Annotated in this window: 19 protein-coding genes and 1 tRNA gene; 13 read left to right on the forward strand and 7 right to left on the reverse strand. The window is 42.2% G+C overall.

Going from position 1 to position 24,798, the window contains the following annotated elements; all coding sequences use genetic code 11:
* Positions 1 to 49: 49 nt before the first annotated feature.
* On the reverse strand, positions 50 to 244 hold the full coding sequence (locus tag DP114_RS27755) for a heavy-metal-associated domain-containing protein (protein WP_169264183.1): 195 nt from the start codon (positions 242 to 244) through the stop codon (positions 50 to 52).
* 936 nt (positions 245 to 1,180) lie between these two features.
* Between DP114_RS27755 and DP114_RS27760 the strand changes: the two genes are divergently transcribed.
* Positions 1,181 to 1,828, forward strand: coding sequence for a histidine phosphatase family protein (locus DP114_RS27760; protein WP_169262926.1), 648 nt, complete (start codon positions 1,181 to 1,183; stop codon positions 1,826 to 1,828).
* A gap of 11 nt (positions 1,829 to 1,839) precedes the next feature.
* Positions 1,840 to 2,865: a glucokinase gene (locus DP114_RS27765; protein WP_169262852.1), complete on the forward strand. Its 1,026-nt coding sequence runs from the start codon at positions 1,840 to 1,842 to the stop codon at positions 2,863 to 2,865.
* A 359-nt stretch (positions 2,866 to 3,224) separates the two neighbouring features.
* Here the strand turns inward: DP114_RS27765 and DP114_RS27770 are convergent, their stop codons facing one another.
* Together DP114_RS27770 and DP114_RS27775 are read right to left on the reverse strand one after the other, a co-directional pair.
* Positions 3,225 to 3,860, reverse strand: coding sequence for a glutathione S-transferase family protein (locus tag DP114_RS27770; RefSeq protein ID WP_171977655.1), 636 nt, complete (start codon positions 3,858 to 3,860; stop codon positions 3,225 to 3,227).
* Positions 3,861 to 4,979: 1,119 nt separating this feature from the next.
* A complete protein-coding gene (locus tag DP114_RS27775) occupies positions 4,980 to 5,957 on the reverse strand; it encodes a carbohydrate kinase family protein (protein ID WP_171977656.1) in 978 nt (325 codons plus the stop codon).
* A gap of 432 nt (positions 5,958 to 6,389) precedes the next feature.
* On the opposite strand from DP114_RS27775, the gene pedR reads away from it, so the two are divergent.
* Together pedR and DP114_RS27785 are read left to right on the forward strand one after the other, a co-directional pair.
* Positions 6,390 to 6,659: a photosynthetic electron transport-dependent transcriptional regulator PedR gene (gene pedR / locus DP114_RS27780; RefSeq protein WP_169267727.1), complete on the forward strand. Its 270-nt coding sequence runs from the start codon at positions 6,390 to 6,392 to the stop codon at positions 6,657 to 6,659.
* A gap of 419 nt (positions 6,660 to 7,078) precedes the next feature.
* Positions 7,079 to 7,738: a DUF6391 domain-containing protein gene (locus tag DP114_RS27785; protein WP_169267726.1), complete on the forward strand. Its 660-nt coding sequence runs from the start codon at positions 7,079 to 7,081 to the stop codon at positions 7,736 to 7,738.
* Between the two features lie 157 nt (positions 7,739 to 7,895).
* Here the strand turns inward: DP114_RS27785 and DP114_RS27790 are convergent, their stop codons facing one another.
* Positions 7,896 to 8,234: a type II toxin-antitoxin system HicB family antitoxin gene (locus DP114_RS27790; RefSeq protein ID WP_169155534.1), complete on the reverse strand. Its 339-nt coding sequence runs from the start codon at positions 8,232 to 8,234 to the stop codon at positions 7,896 to 7,898.
* A gap of 230 nt (positions 8,235 to 8,464) precedes the next feature.
* On the opposite strand from DP114_RS27790, the gene rfaE1 reads away from it, so the two are divergent.
* Positions 8,465 to 9,493: a D-glycero-beta-D-manno-heptose-7-phosphate kinase gene (gene rfaE1, locus DP114_RS27795; RefSeq protein WP_171977657.1), complete on the forward strand. Its 1,029-nt coding sequence runs from the start codon at positions 8,465 to 8,467 to the stop codon at positions 9,491 to 9,493.
* A 440-nt stretch (positions 9,494 to 9,933) separates the two neighbouring features.
* Positions 9,934 to 10,302 carry a hypothetical protein gene (locus DP114_RS27800; RefSeq protein ID WP_169268650.1) on the forward strand — a complete coding sequence of 123 codons (369 nt, stop codon included), beginning with the start codon at positions 9,934 to 9,936 and terminating at the stop codon, positions 10,300 to 10,302.
* Here DP114_RS27800 and DP114_RS27805 read toward each other — a convergent pair.
* Both DP114_RS27805 and DP114_RS27810 read right to left on the reverse strand, forming a co-directional pair.
* The gene (locus tag DP114_RS27805; RefSeq protein ID WP_172195306.1) at positions 10,299 to 12,776 is read right to left on the reverse strand and encodes a CHAT domain-containing protein; all 2,478 of its coding nucleotides are present in this window, start codon (positions 12,774 to 12,776) and stop codon (positions 10,299 to 10,301) included. The genes DP114_RS27800 and DP114_RS27805 overlap by 4 nt on opposite strands.
* Positions 12,777 to 13,047: 271 nt before the next feature.
* Positions 13,048 to 13,120 (reverse strand) — tRNA-Val (locus tag DP114_RS27810).
* A 175-nt stretch (positions 13,121 to 13,295) separates the two neighbouring features.
* Between DP114_RS27810 and DP114_RS27815 the strand changes: the two genes are divergently transcribed.
* The 5 genes from DP114_RS27815 (at position 13,296) to DP114_RS27835 (ending at position 20,760) form a co-directional block, all read left to right on the forward strand.
* Complete coding sequence (locus tag DP114_RS27815) at positions 13,296 to 13,907, forward strand: metal-binding protein (protein WP_171978321.1); 612 nt, start codon at positions 13,296 to 13,298, stop codon at positions 13,905 to 13,907.
* A gap of 261 nt (positions 13,908 to 14,168) precedes the next feature.
* Positions 14,169 to 14,999, forward strand: coding sequence for a nucleoside triphosphate pyrophosphohydrolase (mazG, locus tag DP114_RS27820; RefSeq protein WP_171977659.1), 831 nt, complete (start codon positions 14,169 to 14,171; stop codon positions 14,997 to 14,999).
* Positions 15,000 to 15,074: 75 nt separating this feature from the next.
* Complete coding sequence (locus DP114_RS27825; RefSeq protein WP_171977660.1) at positions 15,075 to 16,385, forward strand: glutamate-5-semialdehyde dehydrogenase; 1,311 nt, start codon at positions 15,075 to 15,077, stop codon at positions 16,383 to 16,385.
* Positions 16,386 to 16,456: 71 nt separating this feature from the next.
* Positions 16,457 to 17,383: a bestrophin family protein gene (locus DP114_RS27830; RefSeq protein ID WP_169268654.1), complete on the forward strand. Its 927-nt coding sequence runs from the start codon at positions 16,457 to 16,459 to the stop codon at positions 17,381 to 17,383.
* A gap of 446 nt (positions 17,384 to 17,829) precedes the next feature.
* Entirely contained in the window at positions 17,830 to 20,760 is a 2,931-nt protein-coding gene (locus DP114_RS27835) for a hybrid sensor histidine kinase/response regulator (protein WP_171977661.1), read from the forward strand.
* On the opposite strand, the gene DP114_RS27840 is transcribed toward DP114_RS27835, so the two are convergent.
* Positions 20,752 to 22,167 (reverse strand): isochorismate synthase, encoded by a 1,416-nt coding sequence (locus tag DP114_RS27840; protein WP_169266717.1) that lies wholly within the window; start codon positions 22,165 to 22,167, stop codon positions 20,752 to 20,754. The two genes, DP114_RS27835 and DP114_RS27840, sit on opposite strands and share 9 nt — an antisense overlap.
* Positions 22,168 to 22,280: 113 nt before the next feature.
* Between DP114_RS27840 and DP114_RS27845 the strand changes: the two genes are divergently transcribed.
* Together DP114_RS27845 and DP114_RS27850 are read left to right on the forward strand one after the other, a co-directional pair.
* Positions 22,281 to 23,390 carry an o-succinylbenzoate synthase gene (locus tag DP114_RS27845; protein WP_171977662.1) on the forward strand — a complete coding sequence of 370 codons (1,110 nt, stop codon included), beginning with the start codon at positions 22,281 to 22,283 and terminating at the stop codon, positions 23,388 to 23,390.
* Positions 23,375 to 24,790, forward strand: coding sequence for a 2-succinylbenzoate--CoA ligase (locus DP114_RS27850; protein ID WP_171977663.1), 1,416 nt, complete (start codon positions 23,375 to 23,377; stop codon positions 24,788 to 24,790). Before DP114_RS27845 ends, DP114_RS27850 begins: the two co-directional genes overlap by 16 nt.
* The last annotated feature ends 8 nt before the right edge of the window (positions 24,791 to 24,798 follow it).

Below are 24,798 nucleotides of genomic sequence, written 5' to 3' on the forward strand. Positions count from 1 at the left end.
TGAGTGACTCCTTGACACGCACTAGTATTCGGTCTTCGGAATTCGGCAACTAAGTAACGGAGTAACCCGCGTCGGTAATTGCTTGTTTCACAACCGTTTGTGAAGCTTGAGTCTCAATGCTGACCAACTTAGTTTTGGGATCAGCTTGCACTGTTGCGGTTGGATCAACTGCTTTGAGAGCTTTTGTGATGGTTTCACCACAAGCTGAACATGCCATGTTGGGAACGTTGAGTTGTAAGTTCATGATTCTAATCCTTTTGCGATGAACTATTTTTAGTTTGCAGTCTCCAGCAGACTGGAGAGTCAAGACAGAGCGCAAGCAAATTTTGAAAATCTGTCAAAAGAAAGAACTTATAGTTTAAAGGGTTTCACGAGCAGCAACCCGCACAACAAAGGAGAGAGTAATCACAAGCCGTAGTGCTGGAACTGTGCCTATATCTTATAAAGTCCAGCACGAGGAAACTAGAACACCGATTCAGTCATCGGGGTTGGGCAAACCCAGCCTACGGCTCGCTACGCTAACGACAAGGATGGACAACCCTTGTATTTTTGCGGCCTCCAGTCAACTAGTTTTACCCAAATTCTTGGGTAGGGCCCAACGGGAGAACCAGTCGCCTCAACGGGGGGGAACCCCCCAACGGGAGAACCAGTCGCCTCTGTCGGGAAACCCTCCTGCAGCGCTGGATTCACCGCACGGCCCTGGATTCACCGCAAAAATACACCCAGATTTTGGGTTTTACGAGTAGACATTGTATAGGGTTGTCCATCCAAGGCTCATGGAAAATGAAGCGGAACAAGCTAAAAATCAACTTTGGTTGGAGTAAGGGGACGTTAAGCTACGCTTAACGGTGAATCCAGCGCTGCAGGCTGTGCACTGAGCGCGGTCGTTGTGAGGGTTTCCGCTCTCACGGCGACTGGTGTTCGTGTAGCGTCTTTGCAGGAGATACCCGAAGGGGAGTGAGGTCAAACCAACGTGGAATAGAGGGTTGAACGTTAAGTTGACACCAATGAGGCTACCCGTGCCCCTACCCGTGTACCTCATGCTTTGCGGAAAAGCCCTATAAATTATTCTATTACAAATAGTTACACATTATGTCATATTATTTTAACTGATAGCCCATGCTAACGGGCTGCATGCGTAGAGCATAGGCTTTGCTTTAAAAAAATGTTTAATCATACCATGAGTCAAATTGTTTGGATCGCAAGACACGCCAACCGTCTCGACTTTGTTAACCCTGATTGGTTTCTCACAGCAGAACGACGCTACGATCCACCACTTTCTGAAGATGGTATGGTGCAAGCGCAGCAATTAGCCAATCGGCTCAAGCGAGAACATATTACTCATATTTTTGCTTCCCCCTTCCTGCGGACAGTACAAACAGCAAACGCCGTGGCAGAAGTTCTTGATTTGCCGATAAAACTAGAAACAGGCTTAAGCGAATGGCTGAATCCCGTCTGGATGAAAGAAGAACCACTGCGACTCTTAACCCGAGCATTAGCAGAATTATTCCCCAGAATAGACATCAGCTACACTCCGCGCATTGCAGTAAATTACCCAGAAACTTACGAAAAAATGCAGGAACGTTCGGGACAAACTGCTAGATGCCTAACGACAGAATTCTCTCCAGAAAATATTCTTTTAGTGGGACATGGTGCGTCCGTATTGGGGGCGGCAATAGGTTTAGTAGGTGAAATTGCCAGAACGGAAGTGAAGGCTTCTCTATGTTCTTTAGTAAAAGTTGTGCGTCAACACCCAGAGTGGTTGCTAGAACTAAAGGGAGATACCTCGCATTTAACTCAGGTAGAAGAAGTCATTCGCTTTAACTAAGAACAACTCACATGACATTACTATTGGCAGGAGACATCGGCGGCACGAAAACCATCTTACGATTGGTTGAAGCATCACAAAAAGCTTCATTACACACTATCTGTGAGGAACGGTACCCCAGTGGAGACTTTCCCGATTTGGTGCCGATGGTACAAAAGTTCTTGCTTAAGGCTAACACACAAACTCCAGAAAAAGCGTGTTTTGCCATTGCAGGACCGGTGGTGCAAAATACCGCTAAGTTGACTAATTTAGTTTGGTTCCTTGATAGCGAACGTTTACAACAAGAACTCGGTATATCCCATGTTTCTCTCATCAACGACTTTGCAGCTGTTGGCTATGGTGTTTTAGGTTTAGACAACCAAGATCTGCTAACTTTACAGGCTGGCAAACCCAACCCCGAAGCCCCTATTGCTATTATTGGTGCTGGTACTGGTTTGGGACAAGGATTTTTGATTAAGCAGGGACAGAACTATCAAGTTTTTGCTTCTGAAGGTGGACACGTTGACTTTGCCCCCCGTACCGAATTAGAGTTTCAACTTTTGAAATACCTGCTCTCGAAGCATGATATCCAACGGGTTTCTGTAGAACGAGTCGTTTCTGGGATGGGAATTCTAGCAATTTACCAATTTCTACGAGATCGCAAAATTGCTACTGAATCACCAGAAATTGCCCAAATCATAAGAAAGTGCGAACAAGAAGTGGGAGGGCAAGAAAAAAGCGTTGATCCGGGTGCTGTCATTGGTAACGCTGCATTAGAGAAAAGCGATCGCCTTTGTGAACAAACCATGCAGTTATTTGTAGAAGCCTACGCTGCAGAAGCAGGTAATATTGCACTTAAACTTCTACCTTATGGTGGTTTGTACGTTGCTGGTGGAATTGCTCCGAAAATACTGCCTTTAATCCAACAAGACAGGTTCATCCGCAATTTCACTCAAAAAGGTAGGATGCGTCCTCTGCTTGAAGATATACCCGTTTATGTTGTCCTAAATCAACAAGTAGGACTCATTGGTGCTGCCATCTGTGCTACTAGGTTATAACTACTAGTAGCTACAGTTGAAAGTAAGGTAGTAACGGGCTATGTTTCTACCCTACTTTGAATTGATGAAAAAGCACCTGCAAATGCGTCAATCAATTTTGGATTTAGGATTTTAGATTTTGGATTAACTCCACCCTAAAAGTGCTCTGCTTGGAGCGAAACAGAACTCATCTCTAAATTTTTAGATTTACGATTTTGGATTAATTCCGTCCGTCAAGGACGGGGCTTGTACCGAAAGTCAACGCCAAGTACCTCTGTCGGGAAACCCTCCTATGGCACAAAGTGCCACGCTGCGCGAACAGTATTGGCTCCCCAATCTAAAATTGTTTCGGTTAGAGTCACTGCATCGCTAATCAACTATTAGAATTTGGTTAAGTCGTATGCACCTCCACGTTCAAGGGCGCGTTTATAAGCAGGTCGCGCATGGATGCGTTCGACAAATTCCTTGATCTTTGGTCGGTTCTCGACCTGTTCGGGAAGCTGGACGAGCATTTCCAGCGGAAAACTCATTTGGATATCGGCGGCAGTGAATTCTTCGCCTACAAACCATGTACTCTTACGAAGCTCGCCTTCTACGTAGTCATAATGAAGCTTGATCTGGGGGGCGATGAACGCATCTTGAGCGCCGCTGTCCCCTTTCCCAAAATGTTTGAAAACTACCTTCATCACCAGCGGTGGCATTGCAGAACCTTCGCCGTAATGCAGCCAATACGTGTAGCGCAGACGCTCCGGCGTACCCAATGCTGGGATTAACCGACCATTGCCGTAGCGATCCACTATGTATTCGATAATGGCACCCGACTCAGCGATCGTCAGATCTGCATCTGTGATCACGGGTGACTTGCCGAGGGGATGGATTTGGTACAGCGATGCTGGTGCCAGCATCGTCTGAGCATCGCGTTCATAGTACTTGATTTCGTATTCGATACCTAATTCTTCGAGCAGCCATAGTACGCGCTGCGATCGCGAGTTGTTGAGATGATGGACAACGATCATAAAACCCTCCTCCTAGTGGCTGATTGCTGTTCGATTTCGGCTAATCTGTCACTATTTATTAAAAACAGTTTTTTAGCCTGAATCCCCCAATTGGGTGCTTCGCCAGACAGTTTCCAGCCTAATTTTTTGATTGCATTATGTCACCCTCAGCTTAGCTTGAGACTCTTCTGAAAAATTCATTCTTTAGAGGTCATTTCTAGAAAAAAATTGAAGAAAAGTTCGTAACGGTTGACTTTGTGGACATTGAAATTTTCAGAAAAAGTGCTTTTTGTCAATCATTGCGTTAATAGTCATTGTCAGCCACACACATCCCTTTACATTTAATACCGTTCGTAGCGGTGCGCCGACAATGAGGACATAGAACTTTTTCGTTTTCTGTTTCTTTATTAGTCTTGATACTAGTGCTTGGCGTAAGAAAGTCTTTTTCGGTCTGGATTTTTATAGTCATAAAGTAGTTCTTTTAAGAGGATGTTTTCAAAGTATAGTTTTTGTCATGTTTTTAGCGTAGCGTGCGTTCTTGACGCTTAGGATTTCAGCCTCAACGAAAAATTGAGATTTTGAGTCCAGAAGACACGCTACCTTTGAGGATTCCTCGCAAATCCAACGAATAGTACGAGCAGACTGTGAACGCAAAAGGCAGAGAAGATTCTTCCCGCCTTATTGCTGTCCTAGGATCGCAGCTACCTGTGCTACAGCCTTCCTAAATAGGATATGAACATCATCCTCTTCTTCTGTTTCTTTTCTTTGCGTCCAAAGACAGCGGGAAGCCACTGAGTCCCAAGGGGACACGCTGCGCGTTCGCCCTCTGGGCGTGCGCTTGCGCTTACGTGTCTATGCGCCTTTGCGGTACCCTGCACCGAAGCCCTTCGGGTATCTCCTGCGGAGACGCTACTTTGTAAGTCCCAAAGGGACACGCTTACGCGTATCTCCTACGGAGACGCTGCGCGAACGCTCGATTCGTGCGCTTGCGCTTACGCAGTCGCCTACGGAGGAGCCAGTACTGCGGGAGGGTTTCCCGACAGCCAGGTATCTGGCGTTGGAAACCCTCCTGCAGCGCTGTCTCACCGCTCCGCGTCTACGTTTTTTTTGTTCACGACTTATCTAGGATTGCTGTATCCCCTAAACTTGATGCGAAGCCAGAAAAGCTTCCACTTCATCTGCTGTGGGTTGAGAGGCGATCGCCCCCGCTTTCATCGTCGTTAATGCCCCCGTTGCACTTGCATATTTCACGATTTTTCTGGCGGTTTCTGAATCGTTTAAGCTTTGAATACCATGACTCAGCAGCTGGTGCATGAAACCAGCAACAAAGCTATCCCCTGCACCTGTTGTATCAACGACGGAGGGAGAAAAAGCAGGTAATTTACCTTCGTTTTCCCCAAGGCAGTAGGCGCAGCCATGTTCTCCATCAGTTACCAGCACACCGTCAACGGTGCCAAGTCGGTAAGTGATTACCCCTGGATCGGCGGTATCAAATAGCCATTCTGCTTCTTCTTTTGAAAGTTTGATAAAGTCTATATACTTAAATAATTCTTGAATTTTTTGTGGAGCAATGTCAGGATTTGTCCAAAATACCGGACGCCAGTTGACATCGAGCAAAATTTTGACATCATATTGCTCTGCCATTTGAAGTGCGCGGTGAATTGCTTGCGCACTTTCAGGATATGCTAGTCCCAGAGTACCTAAAATCAGAAAATCTGCTCCTTGAAATAACTCCTTCGGTATTTGATCGGCTTTGAGGCGCGTATCAGCAAATTCTGTAGTTTCATAATCTTTAAATCCAGCAAAAGTGCGATCGCCCTCAAGAGAACGCACAACATTTACTTGCCGCGTTGGTGCTGTAGAATGACGCTGTACTCCAGTTGTAGCTACACCTACTTCTTCTAACAATTCTACCAATTCATTACCTGGTGCGTCCTCACCAACACAACCAATAAATGCCACTGGTGTCCCCAACTTCACTAAAGCACAGGCGACGTTAGCTGGTGCTCCTCCAGGGTAGGCAGTCCATGACTCAACTTCTTCTAGCTTTCGCCCCAGTTGATCAGCTAAACAATCGAATAAAACTTCACCCAGGCACAAAACACGGGGATTACTCATTGAATTTCAGATTTTGGATTAGGATTTGCCAGTATAAAATCTACAATGATTTGTGTCACTATGTCGGCAATCGTTCATACAATGAAATAGCAATTTCTATGAATCAATTTAGCTATTAACGATGGTGAACACTGCTTATTTGCCATCAGTATTATTTCTATTATTTTAAATTGAAATTTTATAAATATTACTTATAAATAACTGATTTGGGATGAGGTGAAGTGTAATGGTGTGGGGGGAGCAGGGATAGCGTCCTGATAATTTCGGATTTTCAACCTTGATCTTTTTCTATCTTCTGCTCCGATACTGTAAACCCAACTCTCAAAGAAAAATAGTATTTATGCCTACACTTGAAACATCTACCTACAAAAGAATCTTCTAGAATGGGATAGAGCGATTGAGTACATATACCAAGGAGGAGAAAGTAACTCTATGGCTGGTGGCGAGTCTCAGACCCCCGTTAGTCTGTCAGACAGAGAACTGCAAATTATCGATTTAGTGGCCGCTGGCTTAACTAACCAAGAGATTGCAGGTAAATTAGAAATAAGCAAGCGTACAGTTGACAATCATATCAGCAATATTCTCACCAAAACAGGTACCGACAACCGAGTGGCTCTTGTCCGCTGGGCTTTGCAATGGGGCAAAGTCTGCCTGAATGATGTTAATTGCTGTACTTTACCTCGGCCTGAGCAAAAAGAATAGATAAACTGCTAGTATACTGCCAAGCTCATTTTGACTGGTTACTTATTGTTCTCCTCACAACTTAACGTATAAGTGTAAACCTCTCAAAATCAAGCACCACAGAGTACTCGACTATGTTGTCTTGGGTAGAGGTTGTATTTCCTCAGATTATTCCAACTGTACACATTAGGACACGAAAAGCGCGGCAGAAAGCGCAACTTTGCTCTTTTTTAAGTTTGTCCACCAGAGCAGAGAAACCAAGCTTTCTTGGCTTTTAAGTGGAAGAACCTTGCCGTTGCTATGTGTCCTTATTAAGATTTTGCCTTTAGTCAATCAAAGAAAACCAAATAGTAAACAAAATTTAGCAACTATCTCCAGGCTAAAACGCTACATTAAAAAGAAATCTCTGTTGGTTTATTAGCTTAGGAAGCAGTGTAGCAATGAATACTTCCGCTTCGGCTATTGGTAGCTTGTCTTTCTATAACTTTTTCAATTCTGATTTTACAGTACCTCAGCCCACACAAGATGCTGATTTACTCAGACAGCTGTCGTTTTTGCCTGGATTAAAAGAAATTTTAATGCTGCGTCAGGTTCATGCTCTAGAACATGCTACAGTTTGGCTTCTGAGTGCATCAAAAAATGTCCAAGCTTCCAAAGGAAGACCAAGACCAAGCAATTTCCAAGTTGACAACGAACTCTTGGGTGGTTTGTCCACGGAGCGGGGATTCTATCTTTATGGTGAAGTTAATATCAGCGATTTGCGACGTGCAGTCACACTCGCCCTACATCGCCTCACCAACGGAGAATGGGACTTGGCTGTACATCCCCGTTGTGGAACAAATGTATCAGTAGAAATGCTGTTGACAGCAGGACTAGCAGTGGGGATGCATCTGCTGCTACCGCGAGGACTAATTGAGCAACTGATAGGTTTGGGAGTCGCGACGACAACAGCGGCTGAACTCGCTCCTGACATTGGTGCTTTAGCACAGCGTTACCTGACAACTTCCATTCCCTTTAACCTCAAAATTGAAAATATCACACGTACGCGTGACCTTTGGGGACGACAGGCGTATTTTGTTCAAGTGCAGTGGCGGGAGTAGAGAGCAGGGAGCAGGGGGAAGGGAGCAGGGGACACCGGAGTTGGGAGAAGGGAGGAGGGAAAAAGGGAGAAAGGGAGGGAAAAAGGGAGAAAGGGAGGGAAAAGTTAATGCGAAATCACTCTTTTCCCACACTCCTACACTGTTTTCACCTTTTATCTCAAGCGTGAATGATTTCTTCGGCCGCTTTGACTAATGTTTCATCCATCCATGCATTAATACTCTTTCCAACCTTTCTAGAAGCTATAAAAATTTTTCTGTGATGCTCAGGAGATGTGCGAAAAGGAAGTTTACCTGAGAAAGGCTTATCTGGTTCTTCTCCTAATTCCGCGCAAAATTCTAAGTAATCATCTACAGATTCCTCAAATGCTTGACGAGTTTCTTCCACAGTTTTTCCTTTAAAAGACACAACGTCTTTAATATCAATCACTCGTCCAGAAAGCATTCCACTTTCTATATCAATTTCAAGTTCACCTGTATATCCCTTATATTGAAACATAGATCTAATTACTACTCCTTTTTGTCTAGTAGCCACAAAAAATATTTGTGATTTTTCTGTTTTTATTTGAGAAATCTCAGAAAAATGTGCTTGTTTCATATTTTGCGGGAACGTTAATCGCACCCGTGGTCGTCAAGAGTATAGCCAGACATGATATCACTTCTCATCTCGCCATTTCCCGGTTTGAGTTGTAGAATCATTGGCTTGTGTGTTGAATATTCTTGTGCTTTATGTCTTTAGACCCTGATTTTGCCATCTTACTGCGTGCTTCGGCTGACCGCTTGTTCTTTTTATTGGAAAAATTCGCTTCTGCACGGGTGCTGGTTATCGGAGATTTGACTTTAGACGAGTTTCTCACAGGTCAAGTGGAAAGAATTTCTCGGGAAGCACCAGTGTTGATCCTGCGCCATGAAACCACCAAGCAAGTGCCAGGAGGTGGGGCAAATGCGATTTATAATTTTGCCCAACTGGGAGCAAAAGTTTTGGCAGTAGGGCTATTGGGCAAAGATGAACAAGGAAAGGCGCTACGTAGTCTTCTGGAAGCTGCGGGAATCAATACTGATGGCGTTTTTGTTGACTCCAGTCGCCCAACAGTAACCAAAACGCGGATTTCTGGTCATTCTCGTCAATCGGTGACACAGCAGATTGTTCGCTTAGACCGAAAGTCGGATGATTTGCCAGACTTAGATTTACAAGTTCAGATATCTCAATATATTAAAGAACAAATTAATTCCGTAGATGCTGTTGTCTGTTCTGACTACGGGGATGGAACTCTAACTCAGCCTGTGATTTCAGCAGCGCTGTCTGCTTCTCGAACTATTGTGGATGCTCAAAAACATCTGGAACGGTATCGTAGAGGTACATTGTTTACTCCAAATTTGCCGGAGGCAGAATTTGCTGTTGGTTATGCAATTACTGATGAACCAACTTTGACTCAAGCAGGACAAGATTTGCTGGCGTTGACGCAGGCGCAACATATACTGATTACCCGTGGTGAGCAAGGGATGAGTATGTTTAACCGCGAGGGTAGCGCATTTCACATTCCAGCTTTTAATCGGACGAAGGTGTTTGATGTCACTGGTGCTGGAGATACTGTAGTGGCGGCGTTAACTTTAGGTTTAACCGTTGGGGCGTCGGCTTGGGAAGCTGCAGTTTTAGGTAATTTGGCAGCTAGTATTGTGGTGCGACGGTTTGGCACCACAACGACAACTCCTGAAGAAATGAGGGTGGCGTTGCAACGGTTGTTGGAGGAAGGTTAATATCATGTCCGCCTGGTTAGTTGTCATTGCGAACGAAGTGAAGCAATCGCAGAGACTTTGTGATTGCTTCGCTCCACTTCGTTCCACTCGCAATGACATTGTGTAATTAATTCTGTTCGACTACTTATTCCTACTGTTGATGTCGTGTGATACTAAATCGGCTTTTATAACCCCCTTTTAACCCAAGCGATTAGAAATCGCGGCTACACAAACAAAGTCCCTTCGGGTTCGCAGTCGCCTACGGAGGGAAACCCTCCTGCAGCGCTGTCTCACCGCCTACGCGGACTAAATAATAAAGGGGGTATTAGATCCGGATTTGGTATGAGTGCGATCACCGGAGGTGGCGGCTTCCGCATCGCCATCGCCACATTTCTAGATTAAGCATTAGATCTATAATTGCTGAAGAGTTCGGATATTTATTTACTGGTTAAAACTATTAAATGATTACCGTTACACCAGAAGAAATTAGTCAGTTTCGCAGCCAATTGGCGGATAATCCCCAGGCTTTAGTAGCTTTGGATACCATAGAAGAGTGTGAAGGCTATTTAGACGATGCCGTTCCACTGCTGGTTATGCGGGAAACTGCACAGGAAGCAGATAGATCGTTAAATGATTTGCTGGAAAAATGCCGCCAATTCATCTGTCAAGAGGAAGTCAGACAATTTTTGGAATCTGGATTAATTGCTCCAGTAATAGAACCATTGGCAGCTAGTGCAGGCATTCCTCTCGGTACTGCGACTGCACTTAGTATATGCGTGTTTAAACTGGGTGCGAAAAGGTTTTGTAATGTACCGGGATCTGGTGCTTAACGTCCAGAAGCTGTAAAACCAGCCCAGTAGTAGGGATTTGCAAAAGGTAGGGGTTGACGTTCCTTGATTCGTTTCCAAGATTCCTTAACTATTTTTCGTTGTCCTTTTCTTAGTTGAGCAAGGACTTTTTTAATTTCAGGTTTGTGTTCCTCTTTAAATCTCTTTAATTCCTCAATAGTCAGATTTCGCAGCCATGTTTGAGCTTGCTTAAGGGCTATGGCAACATTTCCTGCTTCCAGGTTATCAAGTTTGAATAAGTTTTCATAGAATTTAATCATTAAAAAGCTGGTAGAAAGGTCATTCACTTTCCACAGAGAACTGACAACACTAGGACTACCTGCTAACAGAAAACCGCTAGGTAAACCAATGTACTCGTCACTGATATTGTTAAAATCAATCAATCCAGTTTCGCACGCGGAAAGGGTGACGAGGCGACATTTTTCTAATTTGAGACCGAAGATTTTATCTAAGGTAAGGCATTCCTCTAAATCATAAGTTTTACCCAATCCTAAACTCAGATAACTTTCTGCATTCAGTTTGGGAAGTGCGTCAGCGACGGATGCATTTGCCAAAATTAGGGCTGATTTACCGGGATTTGTTAAGTTAAAATACCCGTGACAGCTAAAGTGGGCGCAGTGGTAAGTATTTAAGTCAGAATTATTAATTGCTGTGAGTGTCGCTGCTGTTTTTTTCAGAACGTTGGAAGTATTAAAGTAGCTTTGAATAACTTGTACTTCTAAATCGGTGTAATTCAGGTCTTCCGTTGGGTTTTGAATCGCAAACAGGGATTGAAAATTGGGGCGATCGCGCTTTTGTACCTGTTGCAGTATTTGACAACTAGGTGCATAACTTACACCACGAGGAAATAAATCCACAAGACAACGTGAATTTTCAGAATGTTGATTTACAGGGAGTGCATGAAGGGGGAATAAATGCAAGAATCTATGGGGAATTAGGATGAGTTTATCGCAGTGGTTTGGTATCTGGGTTAATATTCCATCAATGTGCAGAATGGAAGCTAATTTTTTGAGTTCTTCCCCTAAGCTATTCTGCCACTGGTCTTTTTGCCCGTAGTTCTGCAAATATTGATTTACCCAATCAATCAAGGCTTGCAGGTCTTCTGGTTGGGATTGCCAAACAGTCACCTCTCCTGTAGGTTTGATAATAAACGCTAGAATTTTTTCATCGAGAATAAACCACTCGATCATGGCTGTACACTCATCGAAACGAGCCTGGAATGAGTCAAATTTGAAACCATAACCAACGGGTAAGTAGCGGTTTTGCAATTCATTACGCTGCTGTCGCAACTGTTGGAGACGTTGTGCTAGGACTTTTGGATTTTCAGCTTTGCCATTTTGGATTTGATCTTGTCCTGTAGCTATTTCATCCCTGTATCTTTCTAGTTGAGTAACAACATCTGCGGGAAAGATTGTTTTCCGGTCACGGATGAGAATCTGTTCAACTAAATAGCGGGTTTTGCTACGCTCAACATATTCAATTGCTTCGGTAATCTTATCTAATTCCAAGCAAACTTCTACCATGCGGCTATAAAGTTTGTTCCATTCTTCTGCTTGCTTGCGTTTACTTTCCTCAGAAGAAACGATTTCCTCCCGTAAAGATTCTACTGTGGCAATGGCAGATTTAAAGGTATTGTAAGCTAAGGTAAAATCGTTTGTGTTTTGGTAAGCAATTCCCAGTCCGAACAAAGATCCTGCATGGTTTTGGGGAAAAGCGTCAAAAGTATAAACTTTTAGAGCATCTTGGTAAGCTGTGATCGCCTGTTCTAAATTCTGTGCCCCCTCACCTATAATTGTGTAACTGTAAGCAATAGCGAGATTATTTTGCGTCGTTGCCCATTCATAGGGAAAAGCGTCAAAAGTATAAACATTTAGAGATTGTTGGTAAGCTGTGATCGCCTGCTCTAAATTCTGTGCCTGCTCCCCTCTTATTCTTTGACTATAAGCATTAGCGAGATTATTTTGCGTCCTTGCCCATTCATAGGGAAAAGCCTCAAAAGTATAAACTGACAGAGCATCTTGGTAAGCTGCGATCGCCTGCTCTAAATTCTGTGCCCGCTCCCCTCTTATTCTGTTACTGTAAGCAAGACCAAGATTATTTTGCGTCGTTGCCCAATCTTCGGGGAAAGCTTGCTGGGTGTGGACTGTCAGCGCGACTTCATAGCCAGTGATGGCAATTTCCATGTTGCTGGCTTTGTCACCCAAAGGGAATTGCTGAATTAGATTGCTAAAATTTACTATATCTCCAGCGATGGATTTCGCCACATCTGCTTGGGCTTCCCTCAGTCTATTCGTCGCCCAACGACGCAATGTTTTTTCTAACACATCGTCGAGTTTGTCTCTATTATTTTCCAGCAAGGGGTAAACTACCTGCGGGTTACCTCTACTATCTGCTGTTACTTCCAGCACTTGCTCTAATAAATTTATATATTCTTCTTCTGAAGTATAAATTTTCATAACAGGTGATGCGTTCCCAACAACCAGGTATCATCACCCTACATCTACATTCAACAAGAAAATGTAGCTGCTGAAGCTTTGAAGATTATTCTTTAAGTGTTGATGAATACATTTTCAACAAGAAAATGTAGCTGCTGAAGCTTTGAAGATTATTCTTTAATTGTTGATGAATACATTGGGTACCCAGCCGCAGGCATCGCCCCAAATGAGCAATTGGTAACTACAAATTAGACAGCACAGAAATCTACTGACCTTACTTAACTTTTAAAAATGGGCGGTACTGGACTCGAACCAGTGACATCCTGCTTGTAAGGCAGGCGCTCTACCAACTGAGCTAACTGCCCGCTGTTGCACACAAAAACTATATTAACACACACATTTTGAAAAAGCGATAGTCTTCTAAAAAAATTTTTACCTTATTCTGCATCTGTTGGATTGAATTGCGACTCGGACAGCAAGATACTGGTTAGCAATGGCTTGGATCTTTTTGATTTTTGAATTTTGAACTTTGAATTGTTTATGCCCTCTGGTCGGACTCATGATCGCATTACTCTCTGGGCTTTGCCGTTTGTGACTGGTGTTGCTTTTTGGCTAACCAACAGCGGTAACTTGACTTTGTTGGTTACTGGCGGGTTTCTGTTCGGAGGGCTGATGTTCGGTCCTGACTTGGATATTTACTCTCGCCAGTTCCAACGCTGGGGTTTTTTACGCTTTATTTGGTTACCTTATCAAAAAAGTTTACGCCATCGTTCTTTGTTATCTCACGGACCAATTATCGGTACAACGCTGCGTGTCGTTTATCTGGGCTGTTTGGGAGCAATAGTGGCAATTTTCACTTTGTTGATTGTCGAAAAGCTGTGGAATATGCAGTTCAATTGGCAGATGACAGGGGAAACTGTAAAATTCACGCTCGCTCACTACAGTATGGAATTTCTTGCTTTATTTGTCGGGCTGGAAGTTGGTGCGATGAGCCATTATCTTAGTGACTGGGGAGGTTCAGCTTATAAGCGTTTTCAAAAGCAGGGAGTTCGCGGATTGCTGCCGCGTGCGAAAATGAAGAAACGTAAAGTGACGAGTCGTGGTAATAGGAGTAAAGTCAAACCAAAAAATAGCCGCCGCACAAAGTCATAAATAAATTGTGGAACGGTAAATGTCGGAGCCTACGTGTCAACTTAAGCTGAAAACCTTGTCATTACGTTACATCATGTTTTTATGCTTGCCCACAATTTTCACTTTACCCCACCCCGGTTTTGTCTGACGCCAAAACCTCCCCTCCCCTTGGTAAGGGGAGGGGATTAAGGGGAGGGGTTAAATCAACGTGGGCGAAAAGTATAAAAAAGAATAAGATTTACAACCGCAGAGGACGCAGAGGACGCAGAGCTTTTATTAATTATGGAAACTAATCAAACCGAGACGAACGCTGAGACTTTGGTGGCGTTGCAAAAATTAATTGATGTGGTGGCAAAGTTACGTTCTCCTGATGGGGGTTGTCCGTGGGATTTGGAGCAAACTCCTCAAACGCTGACACCATACGTGATAGAAGAAGCTTACGAAGTTGTAGATGCGATTAAGAGTGGGGATCAAGATGCGATCGCGGAAGAATTAGGTGATTTACTCTTACAAGTTGTGCTGCAAGCACAAATCGCCAGCGAATATGAACAATTTTCTTTGAAGGAAGTCGCCGAAGGGATTTCACAAAAGTTGATTCGCCGTCATCCTCATGTTTTTGGTGATGTGTCGGTGGAAAGTGTTGATGATGTGCGGCGAAATTGGGAAGAAATTAAAGCTGCGGAGAAAGGAGAAGCTTTTGCTGATACTCAAAAACTGAGTTATAAACTCAGTCGTTATACAAAAAAGCTTCCGCCGTTGATGGCGACGATGAAGATTTCGCAAAAGGCGGCTGCTGTTGGATTTGAATGGGAAAATATTGATGGGGTGTGGGACAAGTTTAATGAGGAATTGACGGAATTTAAGCAGGCGTTAGCTGAGGAAACACCAGAACGACAACAAGCTGAGTTGGGTGATTTGATGTTTTCTCTTCTGCAGGTTGCTCGTTGGTGTAATCTTGATCCGGAAGCTGCTTTGCAGGGAACAAATCAGCGGTTTATTCAGCGTTTGCAAAAAATGGAGGTGTTTGCTGAGCGTCCTCTTACTGATTATAGTTTAGAGGAATTAGAAACGTTGTGGCAAAAGGCGAAAGTCCAACTTGCGCAGGAAGAGTAAAAATCTGGTTTCAGCGTATTTGGAACCGCAGATAAATATAGAGAAATACAGATAATTTCAACGTTGTTTTTTAGTATGACTATTTCTGTTGAGAATTCATCAAATATCATTGCAGCGGCTAAAAAAACAAGACTTGCTGCACTCAAGCTAGCTGTTCTCTCAACTGAGGCGAGAAATCAAGCTATTGAGGCGATCGCTCAAGCTTTAGAATCTGCCAAAGATGAAATTTTACAAGCAAATGTTGCTGATTGTGAAAGAGCGACTACAGATGGAATTGCTAAGCCTCTTTATAAGCGTTTGCAGTTAGATGAGTATAAGTTAAGAGATGCGATCGCTGGTGTAAGAGATGTTGGCAAACTCAATGATCCAGTTGGGGAAGTGCAGATTCACCGTGAACTGGATCAAGGCTTAATCTTGAAGCGAGTCACTTGTCCTTTGGGTGTGTTGGGTGTCATTTTTGAAGCACGTCCGGAAGCAGCAATTCAAATCGTGACTCTTGCTATCAAGTCGGGAAATGGTGTGATTCTTAAAGGTGGGAAAGAAGCGACTCGTTCTTGTGAAGCAATTGTCAAGGCGATTAAACAAGGACTTTCTCAAACTGCTGTTCATCCAGATGCCGTGCAGTTGTTAACAACAAGAGAAGAAATTTTGGAACTTCTAAAATTAGATAAATATGTGGATTTAATTATTCCTAGAGGTTCTAATTCTTTTGTGAGATTTGTGCAGGAAAATACTCGTATACCTGTATTAGGTCATGCTGACGGAATTTGTCATCTATATATAGATAAAGCTGCAGATTTAGAAAAAGCGATCGCAATTACAGTTGATGCCAAAACAAACTATCCTGCAGCTTGTAATGCGATTGAAACTTTGCTAGTTCATGCGAGTATTGCTGCAAAGTTTTTACCAAAAATTGCTGAGGTTTTGGGAAAACTCAATGTGGAATTGAGAGGGGATGAACGTACTCGCGAAATTGTGCCAAAGATTGCAACCGCAACAGAAGAAGACTGGGAGACAGAATACTCTGATTTGATTTTGTCGATTCAAGTTGTGGATTCGTTGGAGGATGCGATCGCCCACATTAACAACTATGGTTCCAAGCACACTGATGCTATTGTGACTGAAGATGCAGAGGCTGCCCAAACTTTCTTGGCACTGGTGAATGCAGCCGGAGTTTACCACAACTGTTCTACCCGATTTGCTGATGGCTTCCGCTATGGTTTCGGTGCAGAAGTCGGGATTAGTACTCAACAAATGCCTCCTCGTGGTCCTGTTGGTTTAGAAGGTTTGGTAACATACAAATATCAGATGATTGGCAATGGTCATATTGTGGCTACTTACACAGGTGCAAATGCCAAGCCCTTTACTTTTAAAGATTTGGTATGAAGAAATGCTCTGTAGACACTAAAATGCACTGTTCTCTGAGTGTTTTGTGTGAAACTGACTAGCGAATACACATGGTTTGGGAAAAATTACATTGGTTTCAAATTGCTTTACGAGTGCGAGGCTCAGTCTTTCCTGTTATATTACCTCGCATTCTTTTATTTAGTGGATTTGGAGTGGTTATATCCATAATCCACTCTTACGCGTTTTCTCTACCAGAGCAAGTTGGAGATATTACAACCAATGTCGCTTTTAATCTTGTGTTAGGGTTATTGCTAGTTTTTCGTACTAACACTGCCTACGAACGTTATTGGGAAGGTCGAAAAACTTGGGGTGGGATAGTCGTTAATTCTCTAAATTTAGCCAGGAATATTCAGCTATCAATTTTAGAAAAGGAACTTATAGACAAAGAGAAAAAAGTTGCCTGTCTACGGTTATTAAGTGCTTTTGCAATTGCGACTAAATTGCATTTACGCCAGTTACCAGAAAGAAAGGAACTGAAACTTTTTCTGACAGAATCGCAAGATTTACAATTAAAGGATGTGCAAAATCCTCCCTTGAAGATTGCTGTTTGGATTGGAGAATATCTCAAACAGCAACAAATTAACGATTGCTTGAGCATGGAAGAATTGGTGTTTATGAATAGTTTATTGAACAACATGGTAGAGTCATTAATAGGGAGTGAGCGTATTTTAAAAACACCAATGCCCTTAATTTATGCTATTTATTTGAAGCGATTATTATTGATGTACTTTCTTGTATTACCTTTGCATTTAGTTAGTACTTTAGAGTGGTGGACTGTGCCGAGTGTAGCGTTAATAAGTTTTACTTTACTTGGAATCGAAGAGATAGGTAATCAATTAGAAGATCCTTTCGGGTTCGATTTATATGATTTGCCCTTAGATGATATTTGTCAGACGTTAATTAAAAATATAGAAGATTTGATGGATGAGAGTGAAAATACTTTGATTTGTCAGACAGAATCATTTTTGCCAAGTTGAGCATAAGAATTACTTTTTATAAAATAAAATTCTGGCTCCTGACTCCTGAATTCTGTTTGATTAAAAACTTGTCAGCGTTGAAGAAGAACACATAGGTCAGAACGCAGAACCCAGCAATATGATTGGATCGGTGCAGCACCCAACCAATTGAATACAACGCTCTTATCCTGCACCAGGGTTACCCTTCGACAAAGCTCATTAAAGCCCTCACTTCGACCACGCTCAGTGCACAGCCCGCAGTACTGGCTCCCGTATAGACGGTGGGGTTTTAAACCCAAAGACTTCCGTTCGGTGAACTCTACAATTTATGCGCTTGTCTTTCTTTGTTATTCTGATTCCTGAGTTCTGAGTTCTGAGTTCTTTTTGATAAAAACTGACAAACCATAAAATATATTACAAAATATTATTATCCACTGGTTTAAGCAAAGCTTGTTGTACTCAAGCCAATGAAAGACGAGGAAAAGACAATAGAGGAGTTGATTGAAGAGTTAAGTGCACTGCGCCAAAAGCTTTCTCAATTAGAACAAGTAGCAGTTCAACAACAGCAGGCTCAAGAAGAGCTGCAACAACAACGCGAATGTTCTCGACGCCAAGTTCAAAAAGAGCAAGCTCTGAATCGAGTGATTCAAAGTATTCGTAATTCTCTGGAGTTAGAAAGAATTTTTTCCACAGCGGCTTATGAGATTACTCAGCTTGTGAGCGCTGATCGAGTTGAAATTGTGCAATACATACCTGAACAGCAACTATGGCTGAATGTTGGTGATTATCGTCGAACTCCAGATTTACCAAGTGCTTTGGGGGTGGAAATTCCCGATGCTGATAATGAAGTTGCCGCCCAACTCAAGCGATTAGAAGTTGTTATAATTGAGGATGCCAGTACTTGTTCAGATCAAGTCAACCGCAGCTTGGCCGAAACTTATCGGGGAGCATGGTTGCTGGTACCGGTGCACTTTGGCTCTACTATTTGGGGTAGTGTTAGCCTAATCAGAAATAATCACTCTTTATCTTGGCAGCAGGAAGAAGTGGAATTAACTTGTGCTGTGGCTGATCAATTGGCGATCGCCATTCACCAATCCACCCTCTTATTACAGCTACAAACCGAACTGAGCGAACCTAAAAAGGCGATTATAGCGCTTCAAGAAAGCGAAGAACGATTTCGCACGATGGCAGACATAGCCCCTGTGATGATATGGATGGTTGGCACTGACAAGCTTTGTAATTATTTTAATAGGGTTTGGTTGGAATTTACTGGACGCACACTGGAACAAGAACTAGGTTACGGTTGGGCAGAACTTCTCCATCCCGACGATTTACAACTTTGCTTAGAGATTTACACAACCGCATTTGATGCTCGCCGAAGCTTCACTATGGAACATCGCTTCAGGCGTTTTGATGGTGAGTATCGTTGGTTCTTAAATACAGGTACCCCAAGGTTTCATTCAGACGGTAGTTTTGCTGGTTACATTGGTTCCAGCATCGATATCACAGAGCAAAAGCAGATGCTTGAAGCATTGCAAGACAGCGAAGCACGATTGAGGTTAACTCTAGACGCAGCTCACATGGTGATTTGGGACTGGAACATTTTGACCAATAATATTGTGTATGATAACTCAATGCTACCCCTGTGTGGTCTTTCGTTAGGTTTAAATGAGCATACATTTGAAGCTTTTCTCGATGCTGTTTATTTTGAAGATCGCGATCGCGTCGTTGCTGCCATAACAGATGCTATTGAAAATAAGAAAGAGCATGAAGTTGAATTTCGATTCGTATCACTTGATCGTGCGTTGCGTTGGATAGGAGATAAAGGGCAAGTCTACTATGATCAAACTGGGAAACCAGTACGTATGGTTGGTGTAGGAATAGACATCACTCAGCGTAAAGAAGCGGAACACAAAATCCGCGAACAAGCGGCTTGGCTTGATGTTGCGACAGATGCCATTATAGTCAGAAATTTAGAAAACAAAATAGTCTTTTGGAACAAAAGTGCTGAACGACTTTACGGTTGGAAAGCAAAAGATGTTTTGGGTAAAAATGCTAATGATATTTTGTATAAAAAAATTTCGTCCCAACTAAAAGAGGCTTTGTCTCAAGTTAACTTGACAGGCGAGTGGTATGGTGAATTGAGCCAGATCCGAAAAGATGGCAAGGAACTCATTGTTGAAACTCGCTGGACACTCGTGCGTGATGAACACGGAAACCCAAAATCAATTTTGAGCGTAAAAACTGACATTACAGAAAAGAAAAGACTTCAGACACAGTTTCTTCGTGCTCAACGACTGGAAAGTCTCGGTACGCTTGCGAGCGGTATTGCTCACGATCTTAATAATACACTAGCTCCCATGCTGATGTCCGCTCAGCTTTTGCGCATGAGAATTTCCGATGAGCGGAACCAGCAGCTCCTCCAGACATTAGAAACGAACGCTCAACGTGGTGCAGCTATGGTTAAGCAAGTGCTATCGTTTGCACGCGGTGTCGAAGGTAAGCGCACAATTTTACAAATCAAGCATTTGATATCGGAAATTGAGCAGTTTGCTAAGCAGACATTTCCTAAATCTATAGAATTTTGTACTGATATCGCACCAAATCTTTGGACTATTTCTGGAGATGCAACACAACTGCATCAGGTACTGATGAATCTAGTTATTAACGCTCGCGATGCGATGCCAAAAGGTGGAGTTTTGAGTATTTATGGCGAAAATTTCTTTGTTGACGAAAACTATGCCCGCATGAATCTTGATGCAACTGTTGGACCTCACATTGTCATTACCGTTAAGGATACTGGAATGGGTATGCTTCCAGAAGTCTTGGATAGAATTTTTGAGCCTTTCTTTACAACTAAAGAGGTTGGAAAAGGTTCAGGATTAGGTCTTTCAACAGTACTTGGTATTATAAAAAGCCATAACGGTTTTATCAGTGTTTCTAGCAAAATTGGTAAAGGAACACAATTTAAAGTCTTCTTAAAAGCAGTTTTAGAAAACCAAACGTTCTCAGAAGAGTCTTTTGAATTGCCTATGGGAAATGGAGAATTGATTTTGGTAGTTGATGATGAAGCTGAAATTCGAGAGATTACCAAAATCACGCTGGAGAACTACAACTATAAAATTTTAACCGCTTGTGATGGCATTGAAGCACTTGCATTATATGCTCAAAATCCAGAAAACATTAAAGTCGTATTTGTAGATATGATGATGCCAGATATGGATGGTTTAACCACCATTCGTGCTTTACTAAGAATAAATCCATGCATCAAAATTATGGCTGCAAGTGGACTTACAGACAATAATAAATTGATAGAGAACCTTGATGTTGAAATATTTTTGTCTAAGCCTTACAATGTAAAACAATTGTTACAAGCATTGCACCAAATCTTAAACTAATGCTTTTAGCAAAGCTTGTAGTTTGAGTTGAACTTCTGCAAGTTCTCTGTCGGGATCGGAACCAGCAACGATACCAACACCGGCGTAGAGTCTGGCGCGATCGCCATCTATAAGTGCTGAACGAATTCCAACAATAAACTCACAGTTTCCCTCCAAGTCTACCCATCCAAGCGGCGCAGCATACAAACCTCTTTCAAAGCGCTCAAAACGACGGATTTCACGATAAGCAACTTCTTGGGAAGTACCTCCAACTGCTGGTGTAGGATGCAATTGAGCAACTATCTTTAAAGGATGAACATCAGCTGGAACTAACGCGCTGATAGGTGTCCACAAGTGCTGAATATTAGATAATTGTCGCAAGCGGGGTGCTAAAACTTGAGGTAGCAAACCCAGTCGAGAAAGACGTTGAGTGATAAAATCAATCACTAACGAATGTTCGTGTCTTTCTTTATAACTATTAAGCAAACGACTCGCATGAGCAGCATCTTCACCAGGTGTTTTACCCCGTGGCGCAGATCCAGCCAAAGCATCAGTCATTAGGTGTTGTTCCTGGATGTTAATTAAACGTTCCGGACTTGCCCCGATAAAATTCTGTCCTTTGCCATTACTATGAGAAAAGACATAACAGTTAGGATGCAACTGTCTCAGATTATTTAGAGATTTTATGACGTTCAAATGACCATTTGATCTAACATCTAGGATATCCGCCAAGACAACTTTAGTTAAATCCTTAGACTCGATTTTTTCCAAAGCTGACAAAACTGAAGACTTGAAATTTTGAGGATTTGCAATAGATTGATTACTAAATTTCGGCAAAGAGTAATCAAGAGTTTGCGAGTTGGATTCTAAAGAATTGATAATTTCTAGTTTTTGCGATAAACTTTGCAATATTCTTGGAATATTTGTGTCAGTATTGATAATTGTATTAAAAACCAACACGCAGCGCTCATTTTTCACAGCTACTTGCCAACGTGGAAGAAAAACGGTAGCAGCAGAAAATGGATAATCTGGTTGGGTATTTTGATCAAAAAAACTAAAACTACATAAAAATCGAGTTCCCAAAAAAGCTTGATTCGTTCTAGAAAAGCTAGTTATATTTTGAACACATTCTTTGATGAACTCTTCCGATTTTGCAAAACGGTCTTTCCCTGCAAGTTCTATTTTCGCGACAGCATCAACAGCAGCCAGAGCTTCCTTTTGTCCTTTCTTTTCCCAATAAAAACTAACTTGATTTGGCTGTGCTAATTTATCAAGTACAACCAAAGGGTCAACCCAGTCAATATCTAGCGCCAAACTTGCAATTTGCGTGTAATTATTCTTAATACAGTTTTGTTGAACAGCTAAAAGAAAACGGTATAGTTCCTTATTATAAACAAAAAAGTCAGCATTACATGAAGAAACTGTCATGGATCTAGAAAGAGTAAATTTTTTTTAAGTTAACTTCCAAAAGAATGATATTTCGTGGTCGTATTTTTACAAGTAACACAAAACAGTTACCTTTTTACCTGCACTAGCTTCTAATGGCGTATCGATTTGAGTTTCGTCCTTATCAGCAAAAATTTGCAACTCCGCTCATGACAAGTCATGGTAGTTGGGATATCCGCGAAGGAATTATTCTTCGTCTCACCGATCAAACAGGAAAAATCGGCTGGGGGGAAATTGCACCCATCAGTTGGTTTGGTTCAGAAACTCATGAACTTGCTTTAGAATTTTGCCGTCAGCTTCCAGAGGAAATCACACAAGAGACGATTTTCTCTATCTCTGATGAGTTAAGCGCGTGTCAATTTGGATTTGAGTCTGCTTGGGAAACGATTAACACCCTCGCCCGCCCGGAAATTAATTTGCGGACTAATAGCCCAAGTCCATTAAAATGGACAACAAACTTTTTCCAGTCGTCTTTAGATGACTTGGATTATGAGCCTGAGGTTTTAAACCCCAGGCGGTTGTTGGGGCTGGTACAAGATCACAGAAAAATTGAGACATTAAGCTATAGCGCTTTACTACCAGCTGGGGAAGCGGCGCTAGAGGCTTGGCAAAAGCTGTGGAAGGAGGGATATCGTACTTTTAAATGGAAAATTGGTGTCTATGCCATTGGTCAGGAACTAGAAATTTTTAAATTACTCTGTCAAACTTTACCAGCTTCTGCAAAACTACGATTAGATGCCAACGGCGGACTTAGCTATGAACAAGCTCAGTTATGGCTCGGAAATTGCGATAATATCAAGGCAAATGAAGAAATTTTCCAAAGAATTGAATTTATTGAGCAGCCTTTATCTGTGGATCAATTTGCGGCGATGTTGGAGTTGAGTCATTGTTACCAGACGGCGATCGCCTTAGATGAATCTGTCGCCACACTCAACCAACTCACCACATGCTTCCAACAAGGTTGGCGAGAAATTTTTGTGATTAAGCCTGGGATAGTCGGTTCGCCTTCCCGTCTGCGTCAGTTTTGTCAACAGCATAAAATCGATGCTGTGTTTTCATCCGTGTTTGAAACTGCAATTGGTAGACAAGCCGCACTCCAGATCGCAGCCGAATTATCTCAGCAGAATAAAGCAGTCGGTTTTGGTGTCAACCATTGGTTTAGTCAACAAGAGACAACGCCGGAAGAATTATGGAAAAAACTTTAGAAAATTTTGTGCAAGATGCATCTCGTCAGCCTCTCTCCAATGACTGGCTCATTTGTGATGATAGCCATTTATTTGCTCAATTAACCCAACAACTTTATTTAGAATTAACCCAGTTTTCATACTATCGAGGCACACCAATCAAAATTCTTTTAGCTGAACGTGATCCAGTGCGGTTTTTAGCAGGTTTTCTCGCGGCAAGTGCCGCTCGTTGTCCAGTTTTTCTTTGTAACCCCGACTGGACAAAACAAGAATGGCAACAAGTTTTTGATTTAGTAAACCCAGATTTAATTTGGGGATTAGGGACTAGGAATTGGGGACAAGACTATTCCAAATTAAAAAATCCTATCATTCCATCTCCTGATTCAGGACTGATCATGATTCCCACAGGTGGATCATCAGGAAAGATTAAGTTTGCCATTCACACCTGGCAGACTTTAATCGCATCCGTACGAGGATTTACAGAACATTTTTTGATTAATCAGGTTAATTCTTTTTGTGTCTTACCGCTCTATCACGTCAGCGGGTTAATGCAATTTATGCGCTCCCTTACGACTGGTGGAAAACTCGTTATTCGGTCATTTAAAGAAGTCGAATACCCTCAAGTAAACAGTATAGAATCATCCATTTTTTTTATTTCTTTAGTACCAACACAGTTACAGCGTCTGCTACAAAAACCAGAATTAACTCAGTGGTTATCTCAATTTCAAACTGTACTATTGGGAGGTGGAGCAGCATGGAATGAACTTTTTGAAAAAGCAAGATATTACAACATTCGCTTATCTCCCACCTATGGTATGACGGAAACTGCCTCCCAAATTGCCACCCTCAAACCAGATGAATTTCTTAATGGTAAAGAGAACTGTACTCAAATTCTCCCCCATGCCTCTATTAAAATTCGCAATCAGCAAGGCGAGGAATTGAATTCAAATCAAATCGGAAACATCACAATCTATTCTCAAGCTCTCGCCCTAGGATACTATCCTAACACTTGGGAGAATCAGGCTTATTTACAAGTGGATGATTTGGGTTTCTTAGATAACAAAGGTTATTTACATATCGTCGGACGTAACAGCGACAAAATTATTACAGGCGGTGAAAATGTCTATCCAATAGAAGTTGAATCTACCATTAGAGCTACAGAAATGGTAGTAGATATTTGTGTCATAGGCATACCAGATAAACTCTGGGGACAAGCAGTCACAGCAATTTACATTCCCAAAGACTCAAATACCTCTGATATAGAAATCAGAAATTTGCTCAAAGATAAACTCAGTAAATTTAAAATTCCTAAAAATTGGATTCCTGTACAAACCTTACCTCGTAACTCCCAAGGTAAAATCAATCGCCAAGAGCTACAGCAAATAGCCACAAAATTTCTTCAAACTAGCCTCGCTGATTAAACAGATAA

The sequence above is a fragment of the Brasilonema sennae CENA114 genome, from assembly GCF_006968745.1.
GTDB classification, from domain to species: Bacteria; Cyanobacteriota; Cyanobacteriia; order Cyanobacteriales; family Nostocaceae; genus Brasilonema; species Brasilonema sennae.